We start from the raw sequence: 25,271 nt of genomic DNA, 5'->3' as shown, positions 1-25,271 counted from the left end.
TGTGTATTGTGTTGAATAAGTACCTGGGGGGCTTTTTCACCTCCCTCGAAGCATAAGTCAGGCTGGAGTCCGAAGCCAGTGAATCAATCTTCAGGTTCGGCTACTACTTCGCCCTCAGCCAGCGCCACGGAATCAGCGGCGACGGTAGCCAGCGAATCGCGCACGGCCCGCGCTGCCAACGAATCGGCCGTGATGATGGGCAGCTTATCCAGCTCTGCTTCATCGAGGCGGCCAGCGGGCACGGTAATGCGGAACGGAGGCGAGGAGCTTTCGACTAAACCGTATGCGGCCACCTTGCGAGCTACTTCGCTCTGCTTGCTGGCCTCCATGTAGTCTGATTTGAGGGTGGTATAGTCGGCGCGCAAGTCTTCGGTTTCCAGCTTCAGCTTCTGAATGTTGCGGTTCATGCGGTAGCCGTAGTGCGTGTTGCCAATGTAGAGCAAGGTCAGAAACATGATGAACAGCACGTGGGGCAGATAGCGCACGGGCAAGCCTTCCCGAAACAAGCCATCCATGCGCGTGATACGCTCCAGCAGCGTAAATACGCTCCAGGAGTTGCGCGGCTTTGTCGGGCGCGGGGCGCGGGGTGCTTCTTCCTCTATCGGCAGCGGCTCGGGCTCAGGAGCCTGCTCCGGCTCGGGTGCCGGCGCTGGGGGCACTATCACCGGCCGGGGCACGTTGGAGCGGGGCGCTGCAACGGGTGGTTTGATGGTATTTATCGCCATGTCAACTCTTAGCTTTTTCCTGACTTCTCTCCGCGATGCGCAGCTTGGCACTGCGGGCGCGGCTGTTCTCGGCTACCTCCGCCGCCGACGCTTCCACCGGGCGGCGCGTGAGCACGGTGAAGGGCGTGTGCTGGTGACCATAGAAATCCTTCTCAACGTCGCCGAAGAATTTGCCCTTCGCCATGAAGTTCTTCACCAGTCTATCCTCTAGTGAATGATAGGACATAACCACCAGCCGGCCGCCGGGGCGGAGCACTTGGGCGGTTTGTAAGAGCATTTCCTGCAAAGCCGTCAACTCATCGTTTACCTCAATGCGCAGGGCCTGAAATACCTGAGCCAGGTACTTATTTTCCTTGCCGCGGGGCGTGCAGGGGGCAATTGCTTTTTCAGCTCGCCAATGGTCCGCACTGCCTGTCCGCGGCGGGCTGCCACCAGCGTATTAGCCAAAGTGCGGGCGTTGGTCACCTCGCCGTACATGCCGAAAATGCGGTGCAGTTCCGCCTCCGAATACTCGGCGACTACCTCGGCGGCCGTGCGGTCGGCTTCGGGGTCCATGCGCATATCCAAGGGGCCGTCGAAGCGGGTGCTAAAGCCGCGCTCGGCCGTATCAAACTGATGCGAGGAAACTCCCAAATCGGCCAGAATACCATCTACGGGCAGCGCGCCGTGAGCAGCCAGCTCTGGCTGTAAATCGCGGAAGTTGGCGCGGATAAACGTGAAGTTTGGGCCAGCCAGAGCAGCGGCTTCGCGCTCGGCATCCGCGTCCTGATCGAAGCTGTAGAGGTGGCCCGTGGTGAGCTTTTCCAAAAGTGGCTTGGAGTGGCCGCCGCCACCAAACGTGACATCCACGTAGCGGCCATTGGGCTGTATGTCCAGGGCTTGCAGGCACTCGGCCAGCATTACGGGGCGGTGGTACACCGAACCGTTGGTGGGCTGAGCGGCACTCATGCGGCCAGTTGCCCACCGGGGGGCGTTTCAGTGGACAAAAATTTCTGGGCCAGCTTGGAGAAGCTTTGTTGGTCTTTAATCAGGAACTCATCGTAGCGTTCAGGGTCCCAGATTTCGCAGCGGTTGCCCAGGCCCACGATAATGGCTTCCTTCTCGATGCCGGCGTAGCGCAGCATAGTACGCGGCAGCATAAAGCGGCCAATGCTGTCGAATTCGACTTCCGTCATGCCGCGAAAGAAGTTGCGCTGAAACTGCCGATACTCCTCGTTGAACTCGTCCAGCGCCATCACTTTATCATGAATTATGCGCCAGGCAGCGCGCGGATACAGCACCAGGCAGGGCTCGAAGCCGCGCACCAGCACCAGCTGATTACCGGAGGCTTCCGGCAGATTTCCCTTCACCTTGGCAGGCAGCACCAAGCGCCCTTTCGGGTCAAGCTTGCACTCATATTCGCCAGAGAGAAGATTCATAGAGAGAAATCGGGCCGCCAAGCCGTGAAATAGGGAGGTTAGCAAAAGTACAGATTGCCTATCAAAAGGCAACCACGATTTACCATTTTCTACCACTACGCAAAAACGCGTTTTTAAGATGCTGGGGGGCTTTTTTGGAAGCAAAAGCTAATCCTAAGAGAAAAGTGGCTGACAGTGGTAGAGCCTTTGCCAAAATGTCAGGCCTGAATCTGCTTCTATTTATTCCGCTTGTGCAGGCGCGTGAGTTGCGCAAATACATGCTAAGTTGCCGCTTCGTAGTACCTTATGCGGCGGTAGCTCTATCTTATGAAACAACTCAGCGTACTAGTACTATTCAGCCTTTTATGGATCAGTTCGCCCGTAGCTTTTGGGCAGCGCTCTAAGCAGAAAGTATTCTTCTCGGACATCGATAATTTCTGGGTGGCCTACGACAGTATTAGCACCACTAACGATAGCCTGCAGCAACTGCACTACATCCAGGAACTCTACATTGCCAAGGGCACGCCCGGCCTGAAAGCGTTTATGGAAGTGCGGGAATACACCGCCCAAGAATGGGTCAGCTTGATTCGGCGCTATCCCAAGTATTGGAATTCCATTCGTTCCAGTACCCAATTGGCTAAAGCCAGCGCGAAAGATATTGACCCTTACCTGCGCAAGCTAAAGCGTCTGTACCCAACCCTGCGGCCTGCGGCCATCTATTTTACGATTGGCGGACTACGCTCCGGCGGTACTGTCCAAGACAGCCTGGTCCTGATCGGGGCTGAGTTGGCTACTGGCTCATCGGCGGTAGATGTATCGGAATTTCCGCCCGCCCGCAAAGCCTTTTTAACCAGACTTTATAAAACGGAACCTTATAAGAACATCGTCCCGCTGAACGTGCACGAGTATGTGCACACCCAGCAGAAGGGTTCCGGCAACACCTTACTGGCGCAGGCTATTTTTGAAGGCACCTGCGATTTGGTGGCCGAACTGATTACCGGCAAAGTTGTTCCCTTCCCCTATATGACCTACGGGGCAGCGCACGAGCCGGAGCTGAAAGAGAAGTTCAAGGCTCAAATGTTTGCGCCCTACTACCTCAACTGGTTTTATAATCAGGAATCCACTGACCCCACCCACGTCGGCGACCTGGGCTACTACATGGGCTACGCCATCTGCAAAAGCTACTACCAGCAGGCCAAAAACAAGAAGCAAGCCGTGAAGGAGCTTATTGAATTGGACTGTACCAATGATGAGATGGTGGAAGCTTTTCTAGCAAAGACGCGGTATTTCACTGAGCCAATAGACAAAGTCCAACTGATGCAAGCCTACGAAAACAGCCGTCCCATCGTGGTTGCCGTGACGCCGGCCATTTCTACTGATGGCTACCTGGATGCGTCGGTGAAGGAAATCCGGGTGGAGTTCTCGCGGGCAATGGGGCGTACTACCAACACCGATTTTGGCCCCGGTGGCAAAGAGCAGTGGCCTATTACTGGCAAGTTGAGCTTCTCCGCAGATAAGAAATCTATTACTTATCCAGTGGACCTAAAACCGGGGCACACCTACCAATTCAACGTGATAGGCAGCGTAACGGAAGGCGGATTCCGGTCGGCAGACGGCTACCCGCTAAAGCCGTACGAAGTAAAGTTTAAGACGAGGAAATAGCCTGCTTACGTGGGCCGCGGCGCAAGTAAACTCAGTGACTGAAGCGTCTGAGGGAGCCGCCGCACCCACGCTTTGGCACCTAGTTGAGCGATGAACAGTTATGCACTTGGCTGCTTGCCGCGTCCCATATCCTGCACTTTTCCCGCCGCGTTTTGCAATCCTGGTGTCGTATCTTTGCCCCGTGAAGCGCCCACTTACACATCGGATTTTTAGCGGCCTGCTGGCCTTGCTTATACTTACTGCTTCGGTGGGTTTGAGCGTGCAGCGGCGCACCTGCCGTATAAGCGGGCGTACCACGGCCGACTTATCCCTCAGCGCCGCCACGGCTGTATGCCAGCCAAGCAGTGAGGCTATTGAGTGCAGCTCCTCCACTACCCAAGAACTACGACAAGCCTGCTGCGACCTCGCAACCGATTTTCACAAGCTGAGCGCCCCCGCTCCACAGCTGCTGGGGGGCAAATTTCTCGTTGGTCCAGCTATCAGTACTTGGCCACCATCTACAGTTTGGCCACCTGTTCTGGCTGCACCCCTGTTGTCGAAGGCTGCCTGTCGCTGGCATGCTACGGACGCTTCTCCCCCACCTAGGGCCGGCCGCGTGCTGCTGGCTTTTGGCTGCGTATTGGTAGTATAAAAGTATATCCTGGTCATTTGGCTTAGCTGAGCTGCATCGGCTTGGCCGCGCGGGACTATCGGTTCCGCTGTTGTCTTTGGAAATACTTCTACCTCTTTCTATTATGAATTCCTTTTCAGGGTGCCAGCTGTTGGCGCTGGGGGGCTTTTTGCTACTCTTCAGCGGATCAGCCGCCGCCCAAACTCCGGCTAGCTTGCCCGTTCGGGGCCAAGTGACCGATGCTGCCGCCGCGGCTCCCCTGCCCGGCGCTGTCGTGCGCTGGCTCGAAGATCCGGCCGGCTCAACTACCACCGACGCGGGGGGCATTTTTAGCATCCTGCGGCCCGCTCGCGGCGCTTCTCACCAGCTTATCATTCAATCCTTAGGCTACCGGCCTGATACCATTTTGGTCAAGGCGAGCGAACAAGTTTTTGCGCGCGTGGCGCTCCGCCGCACTGCCGAGCTAGGTGAGGTGCGCGTAGAAGAGCGTGCACTTTCCTATTCTGGCCTTACCCCGACCAATACCCAGACCATCACCAGCCGCGACCTAACCAAGTCGGCGTGTTGTAACTTGGCGGAAAGCTTCGAAACCAATGCCGCGGTAGAAGTATCGACTACCGATGCTGTGTCGGGAGCTAAGCAGATTCAGCTGCTTGGTCTGGATGGCGCTTATTCACTGCTTACCGTAGATAATCTGCCGGCCCTGCGCGGCCTGGCTACCCCTTACCGGCTGAGCTACCTGGCTGGTCCCTGGATCGAGAATATCGACATAATCAAGGGCATGGGCTCCGTAGTAAATGGCTACGAAAGCATGGCTGGGCAGGTGAATGTGCGTTTGCAGGACCCCGCCAAAACCGACCGCCTGCTCTTTAACGCCTATGTCAACGACCTGGGTAAATTCGACCTCAACCTCAACCTTTCCGCACCCGTCAGCAAAAAGCTGAGCACGGCTCTTCTGCTCCACTCCGACTACCTTGGCCGCCGCGTAGACCGCAACAAGGACAGCTTTCTGGATTTGCCCCTGGCTACCCAGTACAACGTGTTCAACAAGTGGAAATACCAGTCAGGCAATGGTATTGTAAGCGAACTGGGTCTTGGTGCGCTGCGCGAAACCCGCCAGGGCGGGCAGGTAGGATTTCGGGAAGAAGCCGGCAACCCTTATTATGGCACTTCCCTGCAAACCAACCGCTACACGGGCTTCTCCAAAACCTCCTATACCTGGCCCGGTCGACCCTATCAGAGCCTGGGCCTACTGCTAACCGCCACCGACCACGCGTTTGACTCTCAGTACGGCCGCCGTACCTACGATGGTCGCCAGCGCACGGGCCTGGCCACCTTGCTGTTCCAAAGCGTGTTAGGCAACACTGCCCATACTTACCGCGTGGGGCTGAGTTATCTGCACGATAACTACCGCGAGGTATTATTGCAGCCTGATTACGCCTCCGCCCCCTCCGAAACCCCTGCCCAGCGCTTCCAGCGCGAAAACCGTATTCGCCAGGAACGGGTGCCGGGTGCCTTCGCCGAGTACACGTATCAGAACGCTCGCAACCTGACTGTAGTCGGTGGCCTGCGCCTCGACCGCCACAACCTGTACGGCTGGTTCCTGACGCCCCGCCTCAATATAAAGTACGACGCCACCAAGAACACGGTGCTGCGCCTGGCCGGCGGCTCCGGCTTCCGGACCGCCAATCCCATTGCTGAAAACACGGGCATGCTGGTTAGCTCCCGCGACTTTGTGGTGTCGAATAACCTACGGCCCGAGCAAGCCTGGAACGTGGGGGGCAGTTTTACCCAGTACTTTACACTGCTTGGCCGGCCCGCCACCTTCGTTACCGATTATTACCACACCGAGTTTCAGAACCAAGTGGTGGCCGATGCTTATTACTCGTCTAATCAACTCAACATCAGCAACCTGCTGCCGGGTGGCCGCTCCTATTCGCGCAGCTTTCAGGCCGAAGTGCAGGTGGAGCCAGTGAAGGGCTTGGCAGCCAAAGCGGCCTATAAATACCTGGATGTGCGCACCGAGTACACGAGTCAGCTGCTGCCTAAGCCACTCACGTCGCCCCACCGTATTTTCGCCAACATCGGCTATGCCACCGCCTTCGATAAGTGGCGCGCCGACCTGACTATGCAGGGTTTCGGCAAACGCCCCCTGGCTATGAGCCCCGGTGAGGGCGGGCAGCCTGGAGGGCACGTACCGGGCGAGCCGTTGCCGATGGCGCCACGCTTTGCTTTGTTCAACACTCAGGTTACCCGCGCCTTTAAGCACTGGGAAGCCTACATTGGCGTAGAGAATCTGACGAACTATCGCCAGCGCAACCCCATCATGGGAGCCAACGACCCATTTGGGCCGAATTTTGACGCGGCTATGGTCTGGGGACCAGTCTATGGCCGAATGACTTACGTTGGTTTTCGCTTCCGGCTGGAGTAGTTTCCCGGCTTATTACTGTTGCAAGACAAAATGCCCCCCAGTTGCTTAACCTTTCTTTTTTCACTCAAAAAATGTCCTTCTAATGAAAAGCCTTAAGTCCATTCTGCTCACCTTCATCATGGTAGCCTTAGCGCCACTGGCGCACGCCCAAACGAAGGCACCCGCCAAGGCCAAAGCTGATGCTACGGCGCAAATTGCGCTCAAAACTTCCGCCGTGTGCGGTATGTGCAAGGCTCGCCTTGAGAAGTCGCTGGCTTACGAGAAAGGCGTTCAGGCGGCTACCCTCGATGTACCTACCCAGATGCTCACGGTTACGTACCGCCCCGATAAGACTAATCCTGCTGCCCTCCGCACGGCCGTACAACGCACCGGCTACGACGCTGATGCCCAACCCGCCGACACTCGTGCCTACGATAAGCTGCCCGAATGCTGCAAAAAAACAAACGGTATCCACAGCGACGGAGCCACGCACTAGTATTTCCAAGCCCAACAAAGAGCCCGAGCTAGTAATAGTTCGGGCTCTTTGTTGGGCTTGATCTCCATTACTGCCTTCGGAAGCTCTTACTAATGTCGGAGCATATATAACGCATCATAGACGGAGACTAAGAACTCACGGTCTAAATACATTGCAAATTTTCCAGCAATATTTACAAATTGATAACAGATCTAAATAACGCTTATAATTTATTTAGTAAGTCTCAGATAGATCAATACAGTATATAAGTAGATCAACTGACCTTTTTTACTGGCTATGTATTGAAAGTAAAAGACTAGCCTTATTCCTAATTATCTAAATCTTATTATATTCACACCCTACTAATTATCAGATTTCCATTTATGAAGATCAGTTGTCTGCTTCTCGACGATGACCCATTAGTGCTGGAGTTGTTGCAGGCGTACATAGCCATGACGGATGTGCTGGAAGTGAAGGCCGTATTTACCGATCCGCTGGAGGCTCACAGCTATCTAACCAGCCACGACGTGCAGGTGCTGTTCTCGGATGTTACAATGCCCCACCTCAGTGGCCTCGACCTGGTACGGGCCCTGCGTCAGCCCCCTTAGTGGTCCTGATGACTTCGTTTCCACAGTACGCGATGGAGGCCTTTAACCTCGATGTAATTGACTTCTTATTAAAGCCTATTTCCCTCGACCGTTTTCTGCGCTCCGTAAGCAAAGTAGTGGGTTTAATCCGCAACTCTTCGGCAAGCGAGGCTGAGATCTACGACCAGATTCTGCGGCCGGGCTCCTTCTTTATCCGCACAGATTCTCAATACGTGCGCCTACAATACCGGGAGGTGCTTTATATGGAAGCGCTTAAGGACTTCACTAAAATCAATACCGCTGACGGGCGTACGCATCTAACACTAGTCAACCTTAAGAATCTGGAAGAACAATTACCCACTGGCATGTTTGTGCGCACGCATCGCTCTTATCTGGTCAATGCTAACCATATTGAGTCGGTGAGTACCCAGGAAGTGCGGGTAGGCGGCCATAGTTTACCCGTGGGGCAAACCTACCGGGAGCGCCTGACGGAGGGTGTCATTGGCCGCTCACTTATCCGGCGGCAGCATTAGTGTTCCTATGAATCCCGAGAATCTGAGTCGCGGCGGGTAAGGTAAACCGGAAGATCGTGCCCTGACCTACTTCACTCTCAAAGGTCAGTTTTCCCCCGTTACGCTCCACAAAATCTTTGCAGAGCAGCAGGCCCAGACCAGTGCCTTTCTCGCGGGCCGTCCCAAGCGTGGTATGAGGGCCGCCGTGCCCAAAGATCTTCTCCCGATCGGTAGTGGCAATGCCCATCCCGGAGTCGGTGACCGTAATTTCCCACATAGTACCCAAGGGCTGAGCAGCCACCGTTACGGTTCCAGCGGCGGGCGTAAACTTAATTGCGTTAGCCACCAGATTGCGTAGCACCAGCCGAATCATATTCAGGTCGGCGTGAACCACGCAAGGCTCTTCCACGTGGTTTAGCAAGTAGATTCCTTTTCGTTCGGCATCACTGAGCAGCAGAGACAGGGTTTCTTCCACGGTCTCATCGAGGTATACTGGCTCGGGCCGGGTCGCCTCCCCTTCCATTTGGGCCGCTGACCAGTTCAGCAAGTTGTCAAGCAGGCTCAGAGTGGTATCTAGCATGCGGCTAAGCCTTTCTGAATGTACCGCGAGTCGCTCGGGCGGCAGCGCCCCCATATTGAGCAGGGAAAGCATCGAGTACAAAGATCCCAGGGGACTACGCAAATCATGCGAAATCACGGAGAATAGCGTGTTTTTGGTGCGGTTTAAACGCCCCAGCTCATCCCTTTGGGCTTGGATATCTACGTTCTGCTGCTTCAGCAAACCGTTGAGGCGGCGATGGCGGCGGCGGCTACGGTATAGCACAAAGGCCAGCACTATGAGCACCGCTGTACCTGTTAGCAGCACGTTACGCAGCAGCTGCTGACGGCGCAACTGGCTAGCCTGAATCTGCCGGTCTTTCGTCAGCAGTTGAATCTCGCGCTCTTTCTTTTCCGTTTCGTAGCGAGTGCGCAGCTCGGCTACCTGCGCCGAACGCTGCTCGGCAAATACACTATCCTGCAAATCAGCATGATGCAGCAAAGCCTCCAGACTCAACGAGTATTGATTGTCGCGCCGGTAGAGGTTTGATAGCGCTTGGTAAATGCTACTGATCCGGCTAAGCGCACGTGCCTGCCGGGCTAAGGGCAAAGCTTGCCTCAGATAAGCGCTGGCTTGCTCATGATTACCAATTGAATCATGGGCAGTGGCCAAGGAGTACAGCAGGTCAGCGATGTAGCCCGGAGCCGTGGTGGGGGGCAAATTGGTAAGCGCCTGCGCATAGAAGCCCATCGCTACCTCCTGGTTGTTCATGGCCTGATAGACCTGCCCGATGCTGGCAAGGGTCTGGCCTGTGCAGGCACTATCCTGATACGCCAATGCCTTGCGGTAAGCACGTTGCAGATGATACAGGGCACGACTGTAATGCCGCTGCTGGCTGTGCACATGGGCCATATTGTTCATGGCTACTATCGTCTGGTACTCGTTACCCGCCTTTTCCCAGGCTACTAGTGCCTGCTCGTGGCTCCTCAGGGCCTGTGGCCATTTGGCCTCGCTAGCGTATAAGTGGCCCAGCAATTCATGACCGCGAGCCACGCCAGCCAGATTCTGAAGCGTAGTAAATGACTTTAAAGCAAGCAGATACGTCTCGTGCGCTTTGCCGGTGTCGCCCTGGCTAAACTGCGCACTACCTAAGGCGTAGCGGGCAGTGGCGGCATCAAAAACATTTCGCGTGCGCAAATGGTAGCGCAACGCGGCCGCAAAATGCGGCACCGCCTCATCGTAGCAGTGTAGTGCCTCCAAAGCGTGCCCTAGCTGTAACCGCGCACTGGCAATCTGGGGGGCATTTTTGGCTTTGCTGGCAGCTTCCAAGACAACCTTGGCTTGCTTTAGAGAATGCTGTGGGTCGGCTACGGTAGCCGGGTGAATAGCTAGCTGGTGTTGTTGAGAAAAGGTGAGCGGCCCCGGACTGGCGGCGTGCGAAGTAGTAGCTACTCCAGCGCATAGAAGCAGCCCGGTAATAGGTACACCCGAACCCCTGAATGGCAGGCCTGATAAGCTATTCCTCCACCTTGCCTTTAGTAAAGCTGCTACTGTCAGACATACCTGCACTAGCTGAGCTTGTCGGGCGCAGGTTGTTGTCAGAGCACTGAAAATGAGGGTACTTATCAAAATATCAACCCAAAACACTATATAGTGCCAAGTTGGTATTTTTTTAGTTAGAAAAAAACATTAGAAGATTTCTCTTTGTCACAAAAGCGCTTTACCAACCAGTTAAGCCACAAAAATGCTCAGCGGACAATACAAATATTTTATTTAATAATATAACTATTTTTATTCAAACCCTTACTCACAACTCTATTTTTAATATCCTTAAACTCTGACTCGAGGATATTTTATACTTATACCTAATGGGCGGCAGCTTCTTTAGCCTGCCAGAGCCGCCACCAAGGCAAATAAGGCTGGTCGTGGTGTTCGTAGTGATAGCCGAAGAAATAGCAGCTCATAAAAGCCCACAGATGATGGCGAAACTGACTGCGCGACTTGTGCGGATTGTGCTCGGCATGCTCGCCGCGGTGGGGCAGATACGTGCCAAAGAAAAAAGCTGTACTGTGGCCAGAATAGCTGGTATCATCCAGAAGGCAATGACATTAGCCTGCGGAAAATACAGCTTGAGCACATTGTAGGTAGCAGCCATGAGTGCTACTTGCCACCATGTAACGTAGTTCCAGGCAAAGCGTGCCAGCCAGGGCAAGAAACCGGGGTGGCGGCTATCATGAAAATCGGGGTCGTCTTGTGTACCGACGTGGCGGTGGTGTTGGTGGTGCTTAGGCAGCATCCGGGGAAACCAGTTGAAGGCAAATAGCAACGCAGCTACTATGCCCAGACTGTTATTCAGGCGCTTATCAGCGCTTACTACACCGTGCATAGCGTCATGGGCGGTGATAAACAAGCCTGTATACAAGTGCGTTTGCAGCAGCAGCAGCAGATAAGGCCACGGCATGCGCCAATCTGGCTCATAGAAAGCGAGCAAAAACGTCAATAATGCCCCCCAGGCCAGCAAGATTACCCCCGCCACGAGCACGCCCTTATTACCGATCGAAGCAGGCTTTAGACGAGTAGCAGAACGTTGAGCAGGGGCGGTGGTGTGCATTAGGTATAAGTAGATTTATGTAGGACTACCGTCTTAGGATAAAAACGCGAAGTCCTTTAAAGAGTAGATATTACTTTATAATTCCTTTATTAATAGGTTTAAAGCGCTAATAAGGCCTCGCGTACGTCCTCCATCAGCCACATCGGCGTGCTGGTGGCCCCGCAGATACCGACCGACTGGCCCGGCTCAAACCAGCTGGCGCAGATTTCGTCCACCTTCGAAATAAAGTGGGTTTGCGGATTAGTATCCTTGCAGACTTGATAAAGCACTTTGCCATTGCTGCTTTTAGTGCCCGACACAAACACAATCTGGTCAAACTGGGCCGCGAACTTGCGCAGGTCCTTATCCCGGTTGCTTACCTGCCGACAGATCGTATCGTTGGCGTTGATGGCATAGCCACGCTCCTCCAGCTCGCCCTTGATGCGGTAGAAGCTGTCGGTGCTTTTGGTGGTCTGGCTGTAGAGCGTGATGTTGGGGGGCAATTCGTGACCAAGCAACTCATCCAGGTTTTCAAAAACCACGGCATTGCCGCTGGTTTGGCCCAACAGGCCGCGCACTTCGGCGTGGCCGTGCTTACCGTAAATAAAGATTTTTTCCTGCTTGTCGTAGCTCGTTTTGATACGGTTTTGGAGCTTGAGCACTACCGGGCAGGAGGCATCAATCAGCGTCAGGTTGTTCTCCAAGCCAGTTTGATAAGTGCTGGGCGGCTCGCCGTGGGCTCGGATGAGCACTTTCTCATCACGCAGCTGGGCCAGCGTTTCGTAGTCGATGATGCGCAGGCCGCGCTCTTCCAGGCGCTCCACTTCCTCGTCATTGTGCACAATGTCGCCGAGGCAATACAGGTAGCCCTGTTCCTCCAGGATATCCTCGGCCATTTGAATGGCATAAATAACGCCGAAGCAAAAGCCCGAGTTGGGGTCGATACGGACGCTCAGATGGTGCGGCATAAATCGGTAACCAGGAAAATGGCCAGAAGGTTATGAGCTGAAGCGTACACTGCTGATAAGGTAGTCAATAAGTTGGGCTTGTCGTTCAGCTTACAGTGCGTAGCCGCTGATTATCTGTCTTCTACAATTTCGATAATCCTCGCTTCTCTTCAAAAGGAAAACAACAAGATTAAGCAGTCGTGCACGTTAGAAGACATCGTGTAACGTAGCTTTGAGAGCTGCTTTGAGTCAGTCACCGCCATCTATCTGCTTTTCCTTACCTACTCCTGCCTCTTGTTCAACTCCTTTGTTTCCCTCACCTTGCTTCAGCTATTAGTATTCGTTTCGGCGGCCTCGGCACTTTGCTGCACCGGCACTACCGACTCCGACGTACCAGCTAGCCATGCCATTAGCGGCAGCGTCACGAACCTGCGCAATGCTCGCGGCACCTGCTACGTGTCGCTTTACAATCGCAAAGAAGGATTTCCGGGCAAAAAGTCGGTGGCCACCCAAAAAGTACAGCTAACGGCTAAAGAGTGTGTTTTCACCTTCGAAAAGCTTCCTAAAGGCGACTACGCCATAGCCGCCTACCACGACGAGAACAACAACGGCCGCCTCGACACTAACTTTATCGGTCTTCCCACGGAAGGCTACGCATTCTCCAATAATCCCCGCGCCACCATGGGGCCACCATCTTTTGCCGAGGCGAAAGTAGTGGTGCACAGCCCCCGCGTGAAAGTGCAGCTAATAATGAAGTATTAGCTCCGGGCTTAGGCCGTAAGCTGCTCCAGCTCCTGAGCCTGCTCCGCACTTACGTGGCCCCGGCCTATCAGGAAACCGCGCACCGTATTGAACGCTTGCGCATCGAGGCCCGACTGTGGGTGCTGTTGCAGCGCATCAAGCAAATACTGCCGATCTTCTTCTACGTGCGGGCTCAGGCCCAGAAAAGCAGGAATATTACTTTCCACGCTGAAGCGCAAAAACCGAACTTCGGCGCTGTTCGAATCAGCGGCCACCGCTTGCTCGAAGATGCGGACTGCCGCCTGGGCATAGGTCAGCTTGTTGAACATCGACGCATCGCGGGCCCTGATGGCCTCGGAGGCTGCTTTGTAGGCGAGCGGCAAGGCTTCATTGCCCTGGTAAGTACTCAGGAGCTTATAAAACTTCTCGCCAGCGGCTTTATCGGCGGCGGCGTGCTCATAGTGGCTGCGGAGGGTAGCGAGGTCGTAAGTAGAATCCATAAAATGTAGGTGGGTTTTGGGCTCTGATTTGGGAACGTCTGAAAAAGCCCCCCAGCGCCCGGTTTAGGTGCTGGGGGGCTTTTTGAAGATTATATGGCGCGTAGCCGGTAGCGGAAGTACGAGCCGACCAGTAGTAATAGTTTCGTATTGTCGGGCACGCGCACGCGGCCGCCGAGGATTTGCGTGGCGGGCAGCTGGCGGATTTTATGAAAAAGCTTCAGGTAATACACATACGCCAGGTACACGCCCAGGCGCGCCGCCCGCGGCAACTGCACGATACCCGCGTAGCCGGCCTCGAAATCAGTGCGAATGTCCGCCTCAATGTCGCGCTTCACGGTATCATTGAAGTGCTCGTAGCTCACGCCGGGAAAGTACACCCGCCCCCGGTCCTCGTAGTCGGAGCGGATGTCGCGCAGGAAGTTAATTTTCTGGAAAGCAGCACCTAAGCGACGGGCGGGCTCGCGTAGGCGGTCAAACAAGGCGGTATCGCCCTCGCAGAAGATACGCAGGCACATGAGCCCAATCACCTCCGCTGAGCCGTAGATGTAGTCATTGTAGAGCGACTGATTATAGTTACGGTCCTCCAAGTCCATTTCCATGCTCCGCAAAAACGCCTCAATAAACTCCCGATCTATGCCGTAGCGGTGCACCATGAGCTGAAAGGCGTGCAGCACCGGGCTCAGACTGAAGCGCGTGTCGAGGGCCTCATAGGTCTGGCGCCGAAAATCGGCAAATAGCGCGGCTTTGTCGTGGTCGTGAAAAGTGTCCACGATTTCGTCGGCCCAGCGCACAAAGCCATACACGGCGTACACCGGCAGGTGAAACCGCGGGTCGAGCGTACGAATGCCCAAGGTGAACGACGTGCTGTAGCGCTTGGTAATCAGCTTACTACACGCCAAACTGGTGTCATCAAAAAGAGCTACGTGGTCCATTGTTTCATTTAACAATTAACAATTAACATTTACCACCCAAGCAGCCCCGGAACCGAACTGTTAACTGATAAATGTTAATTGTTGAATGATAACTGGTTCTCCCTTTCCACTTCCTTCGCTACTACCTGCCCCGAAATGAGGGAAGGCGGCACGCCGGGACCGGGCACGGTAAGTTGGCCCGTAAAATACAGATTACTTACCTTTTTGCTTTTCAACGTGGGTTTGAGAATGGCGGTTTGCTTGAGCGTATTAGCCAAACCATACGCATTGCCCTTGTAGCTGTGGTAGTCGGCCACGAAGTCGCTATGAGCATAGCTGCGCTTGTATATCACCGCGTCGCGGATGCTCTGGCCGGTAAGGCGCTCCAGCCGATCCATGATGAGGTGGTAATACCGCTCACGGGTTTCCTCGGGGTCGGCAAGGTCGGGAGCCACGGGCACCAGCAGAAACAGGTTCTCGCAGCCCTCGGGCGCTACCGTGGGGTCGGTTTGGGAAGGCAAGGAGGCGTAAAACAATGGCTTGCTGGGCCACTGTGGCTGCTCGTATATCTCCTGCGCGTGGCGGCCAAAGTCCTCATCAAAGAAAAGATTGTGGTGGCGCAGGTTGTTGAGCCGCTTATTAACTCCCAGATAAAACAGCAACGATGAAGGCGCCATCGTGCGCGAGTCCCAATACTTTTCGTCGTAGTGCCGATGCTGGGGGGCTAATAACTGCTGCTCGGCGTGGTGGTAGTCGGCGCCGGCCACCACAATGTCGGCGGGCCGGAAGCCGGCAGCGGTTTGCACGCCCGTAGCGCGGCCGTTTTCCACGCGTATTTCCTGCACTTCCTGGTTGTATTCCAGCTTCACTCCCTGCTGCTGGGCTACCTGCACCATGCCTTCCACTATTTTGTGCATGCCGCCCCGCGGGTACCAAGTGCCCAGCGCCAGATCGGCGTAGTTCATCAGCGAGTACAGGGCCGGCGTATTTTCGGGCGTAGCGCCCAAAAACAAAACCGGGAACTCCATCAGCTTGATGAGCTTCTCGTGCTTAAAAAAGCGACGTACGTGCCGGCTCATGCTTTGCAGCACATCCAGGCGCACAGCATCAACTAGCAGCCTGGGGTCGGCAAACTCCAGTAGGGAGCGGCCGGGCATGTGTACAAATTTGTTTATCCCGACCTCGTACTTGTAGGCGGCCTGCCGCAAAAACTCGTCGAGCCGGACCGCGCTGCCAGGCTCCAACTGCTCAAACATGGCCCGAATGGCGGGCATGGCGGCCGGAATATCCAGAAAGTCGTTATCGCCAAAAATGACGGCGTAGGAAGGATCGAGGCGCACTAAATCGTAGAAATCGGCTACCCGATGCCCGAAACGGTTGAAGTACTGCTCAAATACATCGGGCATCCAATACCAGCTCGGTCCCATATCGAAGGTGAAGCCCTCGGCCCGAAATACCCGCGCTCGTCCGCCCGGTCCTTCGTTTTTCTCCAGCACCGTAACCTGATAGCCGCGCTGGGCCAGAGAAGTAGCCGCTGACAGCCCCGCGAAGCCTGCCCCAATAACTAAAACGTGTTTACTGATCACTGATTATGCAGATTATGTACAGATTTCGCTGATTCCGACGAGGGCTGTTTCGGCTACTATGGCGGAAAGGTACGGGCTGTTTGTCAACTCGTTTTTTCATGGCAATAATAGCCTGGATAGCATATAGGTAGAGTTACACAGACAACCGAACAAGCCGTCAGAATCAGCGAAATCAGTGAGAAATCAGCGTCATCTGCGATTAAAAAGCGGGCCGCAGACACGCCACCTTTCGGTTTTGTACCCTGCGGCCCGCTGTACGCCCGGGCGGCGGTATTATCTCTCCCTATACTCTACTCACCGGGGGCGTATACTTTCAATGCCTGCTTTAGCTCCTTGCGGGCAATGTGAATGCGATTTTTAACGGTACCAATCGGTATTTGCAGCTTCTCAGCAATTTCCAGGTATTTGTAGCCGATATAGTACATCATAAACGGAGTACGGTAATCGGCTGAGAGCGTGGCTATTGCCTCGTTGATGTCGGTTACCACGAAGTCGCTGGAAGCGCCGTTGTGGGTGATGTAGTTCTCGTCGGTATTGAAGTATTGGAAATACTCCGTGCTGTCAATATTGCTGTTACGCTTGGTAATCTTGTTATAGTTGTTGATGAAGGTGTTGCGCATGATGGTGTACAACCATGCCTTCAAATTGGTACCAGCCTTGAACTTGTCCTTGTTCAACAACGCCTTGAGTAAAGTTTCTTGTACCAAGTCCTTTGCATCGTCGGCGTCGCGGGTCAGGTTCATCGCCACGGGCTTCAGCGAATAGGAAATCTTTTGTACTTGATTGGTGAATTCCAGAGAGGTCATACTGTTTAGCTTTTCGTGGCAAAAAGTTAAACAAATATACGAGAAGATTTGAAAGTAGGATAACTTTGAAGCAAATATTTTCTTGGGTCTTCCATACTTGTTTAGGATATGACAATGTACGAATGTGTTGATAATCAGGTATAATTAAGAAACGTAAAATCGCTCTTCGCCCTTTTTTGGCAGTTGAACCGGGTACTTTGCCGGATTAACTTCCTTTTTCTCACGTTGGGATTCCAAGAGCAGAAAGCACAGAGATTTGACCACTTTTATGTGGCAGCTTTCTATACTCCGAACAAGAAATTCCTATAAAGTGCACGTCTTCAAGACGTACCTTTCAGCTTAAAGGACTAGTTTACCCCTTAGTGACGCCCCTCATCGGCGAGGGCCAGAAAGTCGGTCATCAGGCGGATGCGGGTTGCCCTGGGGGGCATTTTCAACTCCTGTTGCTGTACCTGACCTCCGTACAGGAACAATTCGCTTTCGGGGCAGAGCCGGGCCAGCTCATCTATATAGGCCTGAACGTTGTCGCGCTCGGGCAGTGCTGTCATCACGCAGCAAACAGCGTGGGGCTGATACGTAGTATACACCACTTCCAGGTCACCAAGCGGCATGTTCTGCCCCAGGTATAGCACATGGTGGCCTCGGGAGCGCAGGGCATGATTCATAAACAGCAATGCCAGCTCGTGCAGCTCGCCCTCGGGCAGAAACAGCACCCAGCGCCGCGTGGTAGCCGGTGCTACCAGTGGTAAACTGTCGGTCGCTACCAGCATTTTCTGCCGCAACAGGTTCGTAACCAAATGCTCCTGCGCCGGATTTACACTGCCTGCCTGCCACAGAAGACCAATACGCTGCAAAAACGGATACGCTACGTACATGATAGCCGTCTCAAAGCCGAGCTGGCGAATGGTGGCAGTCAGCACTTTAGTCAGTTGATGCTCATTCATTTCAAGCATAGCGGCCAACAGTGCGTTTACCTGACGGGCGTAGTCATGCGGATCGTCAGAGCCGGCCAACACGGCCTGCCCCAACTCTTCCTCGCTAAGACGCGCAACCTGCGAGATTCGCTGGCCACGGCTACATAAAGTAGCGACGTTGAGCAGACGACGCAAGTCGGCGTCGCAGTAGGTACGGATGTTAGTAGCGGTTCGCTCGGGGCGCAGCACGTTGTAGCGCTGTTCCCACATGCGGATAGTGGGCGCTTTAATACCTGAAAGATTTTCCAGGTCGCTTATTGAGAATTGTCCCACTTGGCTTAATTATCAATTAATAATTACTAATTAATAATTTTCTTTTTTCGGCGGGCCAAAGCAAAATACTTTGATGATACCCATAGCATTCCGAACTCCTCGGAGCCGTCGCGGGCGCTGGTTTTATGATGCATCTTGTGGGCCATATTGAGGGCACGCAGGTATTCGCTGCGCGATTTGCGCCAGAATCGTAGGCGACCATGGATCAGCACGTCATGCACGAAAAAATAAACGGTGCCATAGACTGCTATGCCTACTCCTACCCAGAAAGGCCAGTCTTTGGTCTCGGAGCTGTACATGATAAAGCCCATGGACAGGGAGCCATAAAACAGAAAGAAGAAATCGTTGCGCTCAAAGCGGTGCGGATGGCGCACATGGTGCGAGCGATGCAAAAACCATAGTGCGCCATGGAGCACGTACTTGTGCATAAACCAAGCAACGAATTCCATTCCCAGAAAGGTGGCTGTCGTTACGGCTGCGGCTGCCAGTGGTGTCATGGGGGATTAACCAAAGACCAAGACGGATGTTTAAAAGGTGCGTTTGAACCCCAACTGGTGAGTTTGAGGCTCATAAAGCTCCACTCAACGACTCATATTAGCGTCGGCATCCTCCCAGGTAATCTTTTCCTTGCTCAAAAAAGCGGCAATACCCCGGCGGCAGTCATTGGAGCCGCGGGCTTCGGCATTCATCTGGGCGGCGTAGCGCAAACTATCCTCCAAGGGCATTTCGGGGATGCGCGCGAGCATTTCCTTCGTTTTTTCCATACTCTGCGCTGAGTTTTCGACACAAAGCCGGCGAGCAAACGCGCGTACCTTTTCGGCCAGTTCCTCTTTCGGTGCCAGGAAATTAATCAGGCCAAAATCGAGCGCAGCCTGGGCCGAAATGACATCGCCGGTAAGCAGCAGATGCTTGGTGCGGGCTTCCCCGATTTTACGCAGTAAAAACACACTCACGATGGCGGGCAGAAAACCGATTTTGACCTCAGTATAGCCAAACTTGGCTTCGGGCACGGCAAATGCGAAGTCGCAGATGCTGGCCAGGCCGCAGCCACCGGCCAAGGCATGGCCCTGAACCTGGGCAATAACAATCTTTTTGAGGGTATAAATCTGGTGGAAAAGCTGCATCAGATGCGTGGAGTCCGACAGATTATCGGTGTAGCTAAAGCCTTGCAGGTCTTGGATATACGCCAGGTCGGCGCCCGCGCAGAACGCGTCGCCGGTGGCACGCAGCACCACTACTTTGCAGGTTTCGTCGTCTTCGGCGTATTCAAAGGCCAGCTTCAGCTCCGATACCATATCAGAGTTGAGGGCATTGCGCTTTTCGGCGCGGTTGAGCGTGATATAGCCTATGGCTTCCTGGCACTCGTAGCGAATGTAGCGCAGGGCTTGCAGGTCCTCGGTTGGCGTGTTTTCCATGGTCGTTGGGCTTAGCAGTGTACGGGCAGCGCCGGGAAGCTGAGAAAAGCCCCCCAGACGCTAATGAGCCGGCGCAATGATCAAACCTAACAAAAATGGTGCGGTAAAAGAAACGAAACAGCCTTGGCGACCTCCTCATCAGACACGTCACCTCAGTCAGATTTAGCCTAAAAAGTTATTTATTGCCTGGCTAAACCGGCAAAAGCCACAGGCCAGCACAACACGATTTGTTGATCTGAAAAACGCCCGGATAGCTTACGTGAAACGATGCGCTTAGTCACAACAGACGATTTCCTGGAAACGGTACTGAAAATAAAGCAGCGTGGGCTTTCGTATATTCTATCAAAATTTAATCTTGACCCGCTGGCTCGTACACTGAGCACGTTCAACGACGAAGCGCTGACCCAATCGAGCTGGTGGATAGTGCCGGCGGTGCGCGCCCGCTGGAACGAGAAGATTAGTGGTAGTCCGCGCCAGAGCTACGAGCCCTATGTGGTGGAAAAGTATCTGCGAGGTCGCTCTGGCCTCACTTTGCTGTCCTTGGGTAGTGGCGGGTGCAGCCACGAGCTAGCTTTTGCGGCCCATCCTGAATTTGCAACTGTAAAATGCGTTGACATTGCAACGGCGCTGCTCCAGCGGGCAGAGCGCGTGGCGCAGGACCGCGGCTACCTCAACATGCAGTTTGAAGTAGCCGACATCAACACGTATGCCCCAGGAGATGCCCTTTACGATGTGGTGCTTTTTCACTCCGCTTTGCATCATTTTCGGGATGTAGCAGGAATCCTCAACAAAGTCAGGGCTGCGCTGAAACCGGACGGCCTGTTGATCATTAATGATTATGCAGGGCCTAACCGCTTGCAATGGGTAGCGGCCCAACTGGCAGAAAGCAACCGGATTTTGCGCGAAGAGCTGCCGACTGCCTACCGAAAGCGCTTTCAAACCAATTGGATCAAGACGGCGGTATCGGGGCCGGGCCTTCTCCGAATGCTCGTATCGGACCCGTCAGAGGCGGGCGAATCAGAGCGCATTTTGCCCGAGCTGCAACGGCAATTCGACACAGTGGAACAACGCGCCGTAGGTGGCAATCTGCTGGCATTGGTCTTGAAGGATATTGCGCACAACTTTTTGGACGACAGCCCGGAAACGCGTGCGCTTTTGCAGCGGATCTTTGAATTGGAAGACCGTTTTTTACAACAGGAGCCGAGTGATATTCTATTCGGCGTGTACCAAAAACGCCAGTAGCTAAAAGCGGCCGCGGTATTGTAAGCGCGAGCTTTTACTGGCTGGGCCGCTGCCGAAACGCCCCCTGCGCGGTCACGTCATGAGTGTGGAAACCGGCCGCGCGCAGCACTGAATCCTGCCGGGCCACGTACCAGCTGCGGCACGAGGAATCGAAGACGACGGGGGGCTTTTTGCCGAACACCGCCGCCAGTTCAGCTGGGTGCACGCGGGCATTGCGGCGCAGCACCACCACATCTACCGGCCAGGGTTGGCGGGCGGGGCTCAGATACCCCGTTACGAAAGCCAGCCGCAGCCCGTGCCATACCACCAGCACCAACCCATCATCGGCCTGCAAAGTAGCCGGAACGGGGGCCGCCTGCCAGCCCTGATGATAGCTTACACGGCGTGCAGCCCGCTGAATAGAGCCCGGCACGATGCGGTAGGTGCGCTCCGTTTCGGAAAGCGGCAGCGAATCCACGGTCACGATGTCGGCGGCTGCGCCTTGCCAAAAGCCACAGACCGAGCGGCGCGGAATGCTGTAGATTATTAATTCCTCATCGGTGCTTACGCGGTGCGCGGCCCACACCCGACTGCCGGCAAAGACACCCAGCAGCGCGCAGGCTAAGCTTAGCCAGGCGAGGCGCTTAACGGCCAGAAACAGGAGCAGCAAAAGAATAACGCCAAATACCAGCCAGGTTTGCAGCGCTGTGAGCCGAACGCCACTAATGAGGGCGTGCGGCATTTGTCGGCCAATCCAGAAGATATATTCGTTGAAAGCCCAGATGATATTTTCCAGTAAAACCGCTACCAGGCGCGGCGCTACATCCAGCCCCGAAGCAAAAGCTGGCACCAACGCACTGATGCCCTGCGTAATACCAGTGATTGCCAGTAGCAACAGGCCCACGTACAACGCTCCTGATGATAGCGGCACCGCCACCAGATTAGAGAGCAGAAAACTGAGCGGAAACTGGTGGAAATAATATAGCCCCAGCGGAAACGTAGCCACCTGCGCCGCCAGCGTTAAGGCCGTCGCCTGCCATATCCATTCGGCGGTCCAGCCACTAGCTTGCCACAATTTACGGACTGGGCGCGGCTGCCAAGGTCGCTGCCGGCGAGTTGCTAACTCCCGAAAGTCAATCCAGCCGGCAATGCGTGGCTGCAGATACACGATGCTGAGCACGGCCAGAAAGGAGAGCTGAAACCCCACATCAGCCAACAAATAAGGGTCGTAGCAGAGCAGTACGAAAGCGGCCACGGCCAAGGTGTTGTACATCGTGCTCTGCCGTTCGGACACCCGCGCCACGATGATAAAGCTGAACATGACGGCCGCACGCAGCACCGAGGCGGAGCAGCCCGTAACGAAAGCATAGCTCCAGATAACGGCCAGGCCTACGCCCGCCGACCAGTACCGAAACCCTGGCGTAGCGCCAAACAACCGACGTAACACCCAAGTAACCAAGCCAAACAGCAATCCTACCTGCAAGCCCGACACGGCCATAATGTGGGTAGTACCGGTGTTAGCGTAGGCCTGCTTAGTTTCCTGATCAATATCGTCCTTCAGGCCCAATACCAGCGCCGAGGCAAGCGCATATTCCCGCTTGGCCGTGATGTAGCGGCGGAAAATACCATCGAGCACCTGCGCCGTTCGCAAGCTAACCACGCGGATGTAGCTGGGGGCAAAAGAGCGATTCGTCGGTATTGGTCGGGGTGGATATACTGCTGATGATAGATCTGATGGTAAGCCAGATAGCGGCGGTAATCAAACTCGCCGGGGTTGAGGGGCGCTTTGGCCGGCACCGGCTGCCCGCGCACCAGCCACACCTCCCCGTAGCGCGGGGCCGCTACGCCCATCTCGCGCGGCACTGACACCCGAATACCTCCCAGCGCCGTCTGCCAGCGCCCCGCTATTCGTACCGCCGACACGCGCAATGTAGTGGCGTAGGTGGCTGGCCGCACCACGGGAGCCTCGTCCACTACCGCTCGGTAAAACTCCACGGGGCCCGCAAGCCGACTGAGGTGGTCAGCGCGCCGCGACTCGGTAGCCAGCTGAGCGCTGGTGAGCCCTGCCAGAAACACGACTACCAGCGCCAGCAGGCCAGCGGCATCCGTGGCCCCAGGCGTAAGGCGACGCACGGCCCAAAACTGCCAGCCGAAGAACACCAAAATGCCCCCCAGCAGCCACGGCAGCAGGTCGGGCAGCATTTCGCCCAGGTATAAATAGGTAAGAATGCCTGCCGCCAGGGTCAAAACCAGCCGCACAAATGCCAGAGGCGCCCACCGAATCTGGTTATTCACAGTTGATTAATTGAGCGGTAATTCGCGTAGCCACTTGAATAGAAATACTTATTATACCTTAATAATCGCTGGAAAATTTTAATGCAAAAGTCCTTCCGCATTTGAGGCGAAAGGACTTTGTAGGGAGCCTTGCAGGCGCCCATCGTTGTTTAGTTGTTACTGCTCAAGGCGAGTCGTCCAACGACGGGCGCCTGCAAGGTGCCCTCACCCGCGCCAGATCATCTTAAAGTGCTCAATATCACACTCCGAAAACTGCTCGCCTACTTTCTCGAACCCGTGGCGCTCATAGAATGGAATGGCCCGTAGCTGAGCGTGCAGATACAATGTAGCCTCTGGGTACGCGGCGTGGGCGTCTTCCAGCACCCGGTGCAGCAGGGCAGCGCCTACTTGCTGATTGCGGTAGTCGGCGAGTACGGCGAAGCGCTCTAGTTTCACCCCCTTATCGGTGGGGCGCCAGCGGGCAGCACCACAAGGCGTGCCATCGGCAGCGCGGGCCAGATAGTGGGTGGCGTCGGTGCGGTCATGCTCGTCGTATTCGTCGTTCAGGGGCACGCCTTGCTCATGCACGAACACGGTTTCGCGGATGGTAAAGGCGTCATCAAGGTCGCGCAGATCAGTAATTCTTTCGGCGATAATCATGTATCAGATAGTGTTGGGGATTTAAATAGACAGGTATCAAAGCAGATAGACAGACAATATTTTTTTGTGTCTTGTCATTGCAGTCGTTAGTTGCTCAACGAGGAGACACAATATGTTGTGCTTCTATATCAAATCCGCAAGACAGTACCTCTAGCTACTTAGCCAGCGAAAGTACACGAAACAAAAAAGCCCCCCAGAAATCTGGGGGGCTTTTTGGAAATGATTTTCCGCTAATGCGGGGGCGACTTATTCAATTCGCGGCGATTAAAGCAGCGAAATCAGCTTATAATCTGTGATTTAGAGTTGCTGCTCGCGGTTAACGGGCAGACTCGCAGGACCACTAGGCGGAAAATCCGACTCGGGACGGGAATCCGGGTGCGGACGGTAGAGGTCGCGGGCCGGGCGGGTAGCCTGGTCGCGCTGCGTCTGCACGTCGTAGCGGTCGTAGGCATACACGATTTCCTTTACGAGGCGGTGGCGCACCACGTCCTCAGCCGTCATCTCCACGAAACCGATACCGCGTACATCGCGCAGAATGTCAAGGGCTTGCAGCAAACCTGATTTCTGCTTGGTAGGCAAGTCAATCTGGCTGCGGTCACCGTTTACCATCACCTTCGCCGTCGGGCCCATACGGGTCAGGAACATCTTGAGCTGGGAAGGCGTGGTGTTCTGCGCCTCATCCAGCAGCACGAAGGCATTATTCAGCGTCCGGCCCCGCATGTAAGCCAGGGGGGCAATTTCGATGATTTTGTTTTCCTGGTAGAACTTCAGCTTTTCGGGCGGAATCATGTCCTCCAGGGCGTCATAAATAGGGCGCAGATACGGGTCAACCTTCTCCTTCATATCACCGGGCAGAAAGCCCAGGCTTTCGCCGGCTTCCACTACGGGGCGCGAAATGATGATTTTCTTGACCTCTTTATTCTTGAGCGCCCGCACGGCCAGCGCTACCGAAACGTAGGTTTTACCTGTTCCGGCGGGCCCCAGAGCAAAAGTCAAATCGTGCTTCATGACCGTATCCACCAGCTTCTGCTGGTTGGGAGTTTTGGCCTTGATAACGCCGCCTTTCGCCCCGAACACAATCACATCGGCGGGCGAGGCGGTGGCAATAATGCGCTCCTGCTGCTCGTCATCGGCCGCGGCAATGTACTCGCTCACGTTGCGGTCGGTGATGGCGCCGTACTGGTGATAATGCTCAATAAGGGACGACAGAATCTCGTTGATGCGGGCAATGACGGGCGTCTGGCCCTGAATTTTTATTTCGTTGCCACGGCTGATGATTTTGCTGCCGGGGAAAGCGGCAGCCAGCTGGCGGATGTTCTGATTGTCGGGTCCGAGGAACTCAACGAGGGAGACATTTTCGAGGGTGATGATTTTCTCGACCAAATTATGAGTGCTTTAAGGCGAAGAATTGGATAAAAAGATTGAATGTGGGCCGTCGGTAGGAGCAAATGCCTACT

General features: G+C 54.8%; 23 protein-coding genes and 2 pseudogenes. 8 read left to right on the top strand and 17 right to left on the bottom strand.

What is annotated here, in order from left to right; all coding sequences use genetic code 11:
- Positions 1-83 precede the first annotated feature (83 nt).
- The 3 genes and pseudogenes from MKZ35_RS04295 to mraZ form a co-directional block, all read right to left on the bottom strand.
- Complete coding sequence (locus MKZ35_RS04295) at positions 84-725, bottom strand: FtsL-like putative cell division protein (protein ID WP_482511969.1); 642 nt, start codon at positions 723-725, stop codon at positions 84-86.
- Between the two features lies 1 nt (position 726).
- A pseudogene (gene rsmH / locus MKZ35_RS04290) lies at positions 727-1,673 on the bottom strand (16S rRNA (cytosine(1402)-N(4))-methyltransferase RsmH).
- The gene (mraZ, locus tag MKZ35_RS04285; protein WP_482511968.1) at positions 1,670-2,143 is read right to left on the bottom strand and encodes a division/cell wall cluster transcriptional repressor MraZ; all 474 of its coding nucleotides are present in this window, start codon (positions 2,141-2,143) and stop codon (positions 1,670-1,672) included. Before mraZ ends, rsmH begins: the two are co-directional and overlap by 4 nt.
- Before the next feature lie 306 nt (positions 2,144-2,449).
- On the opposite strand from mraZ, the gene MKZ35_RS04280 reads away from it, so the two are divergent.
- The 6 genes from MKZ35_RS04280 to MKZ35_RS04255 all read left to right on the top strand — a co-directional run bounded on the left by MKZ35_RS04280 (position 2,450) and on the right by MKZ35_RS04255 (position 8,399).
- Positions 2,450-3,784, top strand: a complete 1,335-nt coding sequence (locus MKZ35_RS04280) for an Ig-like domain-containing protein (protein ID WP_482511967.1) — start codon at positions 2,450-2,452, stop codon at positions 3,782-3,784.
- Positions 3,785-3,965: 181 nt separating this feature from the next.
- Positions 3,966-4,415, top strand: a complete 450-nt coding sequence (locus tag MKZ35_RS04275; RefSeq protein ID WP_482511966.1) for a hypothetical protein — start codon at positions 3,966-3,968, stop codon at positions 4,413-4,415.
- A 103-nt stretch (positions 4,416-4,518) separates the two neighbouring features.
- Positions 4,519-6,825 (top strand): TonB-dependent receptor, encoded by a 2,307-nt coding sequence (locus tag MKZ35_RS04270; protein ID WP_482511965.1) that lies wholly within the window; start codon positions 4,519-4,521, stop codon positions 6,823-6,825.
- Positions 6,826-6,907: 82 nt separating this feature from the next.
- Entirely contained in the window at positions 6,908-7,300 is a 393-nt protein-coding gene (locus MKZ35_RS04265) for a heavy-metal-associated domain-containing protein (protein ID WP_482511964.1), read from the top strand.
- A 362-nt stretch (positions 7,301-7,662) separates the two neighbouring features.
- Positions 7,663-7,887 (top strand): response regulator, encoded by a 225-nt coding sequence (locus MKZ35_RS04260; RefSeq protein ID WP_482511963.1) that lies wholly within the window; start codon positions 7,663-7,665, stop codon positions 7,885-7,887.
- An 8-nt stretch (positions 7,888-7,895) separates the two neighbouring features.
- Positions 7,896-8,399, top strand: a complete 504-nt coding sequence (locus MKZ35_RS04255; protein ID WP_482511962.1) for a LytR/AlgR family response regulator transcription factor — start codon at positions 7,896-7,898, stop codon at positions 8,397-8,399.
- Here the strand turns inward: MKZ35_RS04255 and MKZ35_RS04250 are convergent.
- The 3 genes and pseudogenes from MKZ35_RS04250 to MKZ35_RS04240 form a co-directional block, all read right to left on the bottom strand.
- On the bottom strand, positions 8,380-10,245 hold the full coding sequence (locus MKZ35_RS04250) for a sensor histidine kinase (RefSeq protein ID WP_482511961.1): 1,866 nt from the start codon (positions 10,243-10,245) through the stop codon (positions 8,380-8,382). The two genes, MKZ35_RS04255 and MKZ35_RS04250, sit on opposite strands and share 20 nt — an antisense overlap.
- 536 nt (positions 10,246-10,781) lie before the next feature.
- Positions 10,782-11,527 (bottom strand): annotated as a pseudogene (locus MKZ35_RS04245) (fatty acid desaturase).
- A gap of 98 nt (positions 11,528-11,625) precedes the next feature.
- Positions 11,626-12,474 carry a 4-hydroxy-3-methylbut-2-enyl diphosphate reductase gene (locus tag MKZ35_RS04240; protein WP_482511960.1) on the bottom strand — a complete coding sequence of 283 codons (849 nt, stop codon included), beginning with the start codon at positions 12,472-12,474 and terminating at the stop codon, positions 11,626-11,628.
- 273 nt (positions 12,475-12,747) lie between these two features.
- On the opposite strand from MKZ35_RS04240, the gene MKZ35_RS04235 reads away from it, so the two are divergent.
- Positions 12,748-13,215 carry a DUF2141 domain-containing protein gene (locus MKZ35_RS04235; protein WP_482511959.1) on the top strand — a complete coding sequence of 156 codons (468 nt, stop codon included), beginning with the start codon at positions 12,748-12,750 and terminating at the stop codon, positions 13,213-13,215.
- A gap of 8 nt (positions 13,216-13,223) precedes the next feature.
- Here MKZ35_RS04235 and MKZ35_RS04230 read toward each other — a convergent pair whose 3' ends face one another.
- From MKZ35_RS04230 to MKZ35_RS04200, 7 genes are all read right to left on the bottom strand, one after another.
- Positions 13,224-13,694 (bottom strand): hypothetical protein, encoded by a 471-nt coding sequence (locus tag MKZ35_RS04230; RefSeq protein ID WP_482511958.1) that lies wholly within the window; start codon positions 13,692-13,694, stop codon positions 13,224-13,226.
- 89 nt (positions 13,695-13,783) lie between these two features.
- Positions 13,784-14,626, bottom strand: a complete 843-nt coding sequence (locus MKZ35_RS04225; protein WP_482511957.1) for a phytoene/squalene synthase family protein — start codon at positions 14,624-14,626, stop codon at positions 13,784-13,786.
- 74 nt (positions 14,627-14,700) lie between these two features.
- Entirely contained in the window at positions 14,701-16,191 is a 1,491-nt protein-coding gene (locus MKZ35_RS04220; protein WP_482511956.1) for a phytoene desaturase family protein, read from the bottom strand.
- Positions 16,192-16,481: 290 nt separating this feature from the next.
- Complete coding sequence (locus tag MKZ35_RS04215) at positions 16,482-16,997, bottom strand: sigma-70 family RNA polymerase sigma factor (protein WP_482511955.1); 516 nt, start codon at positions 16,995-16,997, stop codon at positions 16,482-16,484.
- Positions 16,998-17,356: 359 nt separating this feature from the next.
- Entirely contained in the window at positions 17,357-18,244 is an 888-nt protein-coding gene (locus MKZ35_RS04210) for a MerR family transcriptional regulator (protein ID WP_482511954.1), read from the bottom strand.
- A 26-nt stretch (positions 18,245-18,270) separates the two neighbouring features.
- Positions 18,271-18,693: a sterol desaturase family protein gene (locus MKZ35_RS04205; protein WP_482511953.1), complete on the bottom strand. Its 423-nt coding sequence runs from the start codon at positions 18,691-18,693 to the stop codon at positions 18,271-18,273.
- Between the two features lie 132 nt (positions 18,694-18,825).
- Positions 18,826-19,659 carry an enoyl-CoA hydratase/isomerase family protein gene (locus tag MKZ35_RS04200; RefSeq protein WP_482511952.1) on the bottom strand — a complete coding sequence of 278 codons (834 nt, stop codon included), beginning with the start codon at positions 19,657-19,659 and terminating at the stop codon, positions 18,826-18,828.
- Between the two features lie 267 nt (positions 19,660-19,926).
- Here MKZ35_RS04200 and MKZ35_RS04195 point away from each other — a divergent pair, with 267 nt between their 5' ends.
- Positions 19,927-20,901: a class I SAM-dependent methyltransferase gene (locus tag MKZ35_RS04195; RefSeq protein WP_482511951.1), complete on the top strand. Its 975-nt coding sequence runs from the start codon at positions 19,927-19,929 to the stop codon at positions 20,899-20,901.
- A gap of 34 nt (positions 20,902-20,935) precedes the next feature.
- Here MKZ35_RS04195 and MKZ35_RS04190 read toward each other — a convergent pair whose 3' ends face one another.
- The 4 genes from MKZ35_RS04190 to MKZ35_RS04175 all read right to left on the bottom strand — a co-directional run bounded on the left by MKZ35_RS04190 (position 20,936) and on the right by MKZ35_RS04175 (position 25,197).
- Positions 20,936-22,540, bottom strand: a complete 1,605-nt coding sequence (locus MKZ35_RS04190; protein ID WP_482511950.1) for a ComEC/Rec2 family competence protein — start codon at positions 22,538-22,540, stop codon at positions 20,936-20,938.
- A complete protein-coding gene (locus MKZ35_RS04185) occupies positions 22,438-23,175 on the bottom strand; it encodes a ComEC/Rec2 family competence protein (protein WP_482511949.1) in 738 nt (245 codons plus the stop codon). Before MKZ35_RS04185 ends, MKZ35_RS04190 begins: the two co-directional genes overlap by 103 nt.
- A 204-nt stretch (positions 23,176-23,379) precedes the next feature.
- Positions 23,380-23,814: a GNAT family N-acetyltransferase gene (locus MKZ35_RS04180; protein ID WP_482511948.1), complete on the bottom strand. Its 435-nt coding sequence runs from the start codon at positions 23,812-23,814 to the stop codon at positions 23,380-23,382.
- Between the two features lie 297 nt (positions 23,815-24,111).
- Positions 24,112-25,197: a PhoH family protein gene (locus tag MKZ35_RS04175; protein WP_482511947.1), complete on the bottom strand. Its 1,086-nt coding sequence runs from the start codon at positions 25,195-25,197 to the stop codon at positions 24,112-24,114.
- Positions 25,198-25,271: the final 74 nt, after the last annotated feature.

This window comes from Hymenobacter sp. R533113 (genome assembly GCF_056835965.1).
Note: the sequence above shows the minus strand (reverse complement) of the source record. Positions and strands in the feature narration are given on the sequence as shown.

What these genes read in the sequence shown, in the direction of transcription:
- MKZ35_RS04265 (WP_482511964.1), top strand. Translation starts at nt 6,908, where the DNA reads ATGAAAAGCCTTAAGTCCATTCTGCTCACCTTCATCATGGTAGCCTTA.
- MKZ35_RS04180 (WP_482511948.1), bottom strand. Translation starts at nt 23,814, where the DNA reads ATGATTATCGCCGAAAGAATTACTGATCTGCGCGACCTTGATGACGCC.
- MKZ35_RS04200 (WP_482511952.1), bottom strand. Translation starts at nt 19,659, where the DNA reads ATGGAAAACACGCCAACCGAGGACCTGCAAGCCCTGCGCTACATTCGC.
- MKZ35_RS04295 (WP_482511969.1), bottom strand. Translation starts at nt 725, where the DNA reads ATGGCGATAAATACCATCAAACCACCCGTTGCAGCGCCCCGCTCCAAC.
- MKZ35_RS04225 (WP_482511957.1), bottom strand. Translation starts at nt 14,626, where the DNA reads ATGGACCACGTAGCTCTTTTTGATGACACCAGTTTGGCGTGTAGTAAG.
- MKZ35_RS04205 (WP_482511953.1), bottom strand. Translation starts at nt 18,693, where the DNA reads ATGGAATTCGTTGCTTGGTTTATGCACAAGTACGTGCTCCATGGCGCA.
- MKZ35_RS04280 (WP_482511967.1), top strand. Translation starts at nt 2,450, where the DNA reads ATGAAACAACTCAGCGTACTAGTACTATTCAGCCTTTTATGGATCAGT.
- MKZ35_RS04260 (WP_482511963.1), top strand. Translation starts at nt 7,663, where the DNA reads ATGAAGATCAGTTGTCTGCTTCTCGACGATGACCCATTAGTGCTGGAG.
- MKZ35_RS04270 (WP_482511965.1), top strand. Translation starts at nt 4,519, where the DNA reads ATGAATTCCTTTTCAGGGTGCCAGCTGTTGGCGCTGGGGGGCTTTTTG.
- MKZ35_RS04215 (WP_482511955.1), bottom strand. Translation starts at nt 16,997, where the DNA reads ATGACCTCTCTGGAATTCACCAATCAAGTACAAAAGATTTCCTATTCG.
- MKZ35_RS04240 (WP_482511960.1), bottom strand. Translation starts at nt 12,474, where the DNA reads ATGCCGCACCATCTGAGCGTCCGTATCGACCCCAACTCGGGCTTTTGC.
- MKZ35_RS04230 (WP_482511958.1), bottom strand. Translation starts at nt 13,694, where the DNA reads ATGGATTCTACTTACGACCTCGCTACCCTCCGCAGCCACTATGAGCAC.
- MKZ35_RS04255 (WP_482511962.1), top strand. Translation starts at nt 7,896, where the DNA reads ATGACTTCGTTTCCACAGTACGCGATGGAGGCCTTTAACCTCGATGTA.
- mraZ (WP_482511968.1), bottom strand. Translation starts at nt 2,143, where the DNA reads ATGAATCTTCTCTCTGGCGAATATGAGTGCAAGCTTGACCCGAAAGGG.
- MKZ35_RS04195 (WP_482511951.1), top strand. Translation starts at nt 19,927, where the DNA reads ATGCGCTTAGTCACAACAGACGATTTCCTGGAAACGGTACTGAAAATA.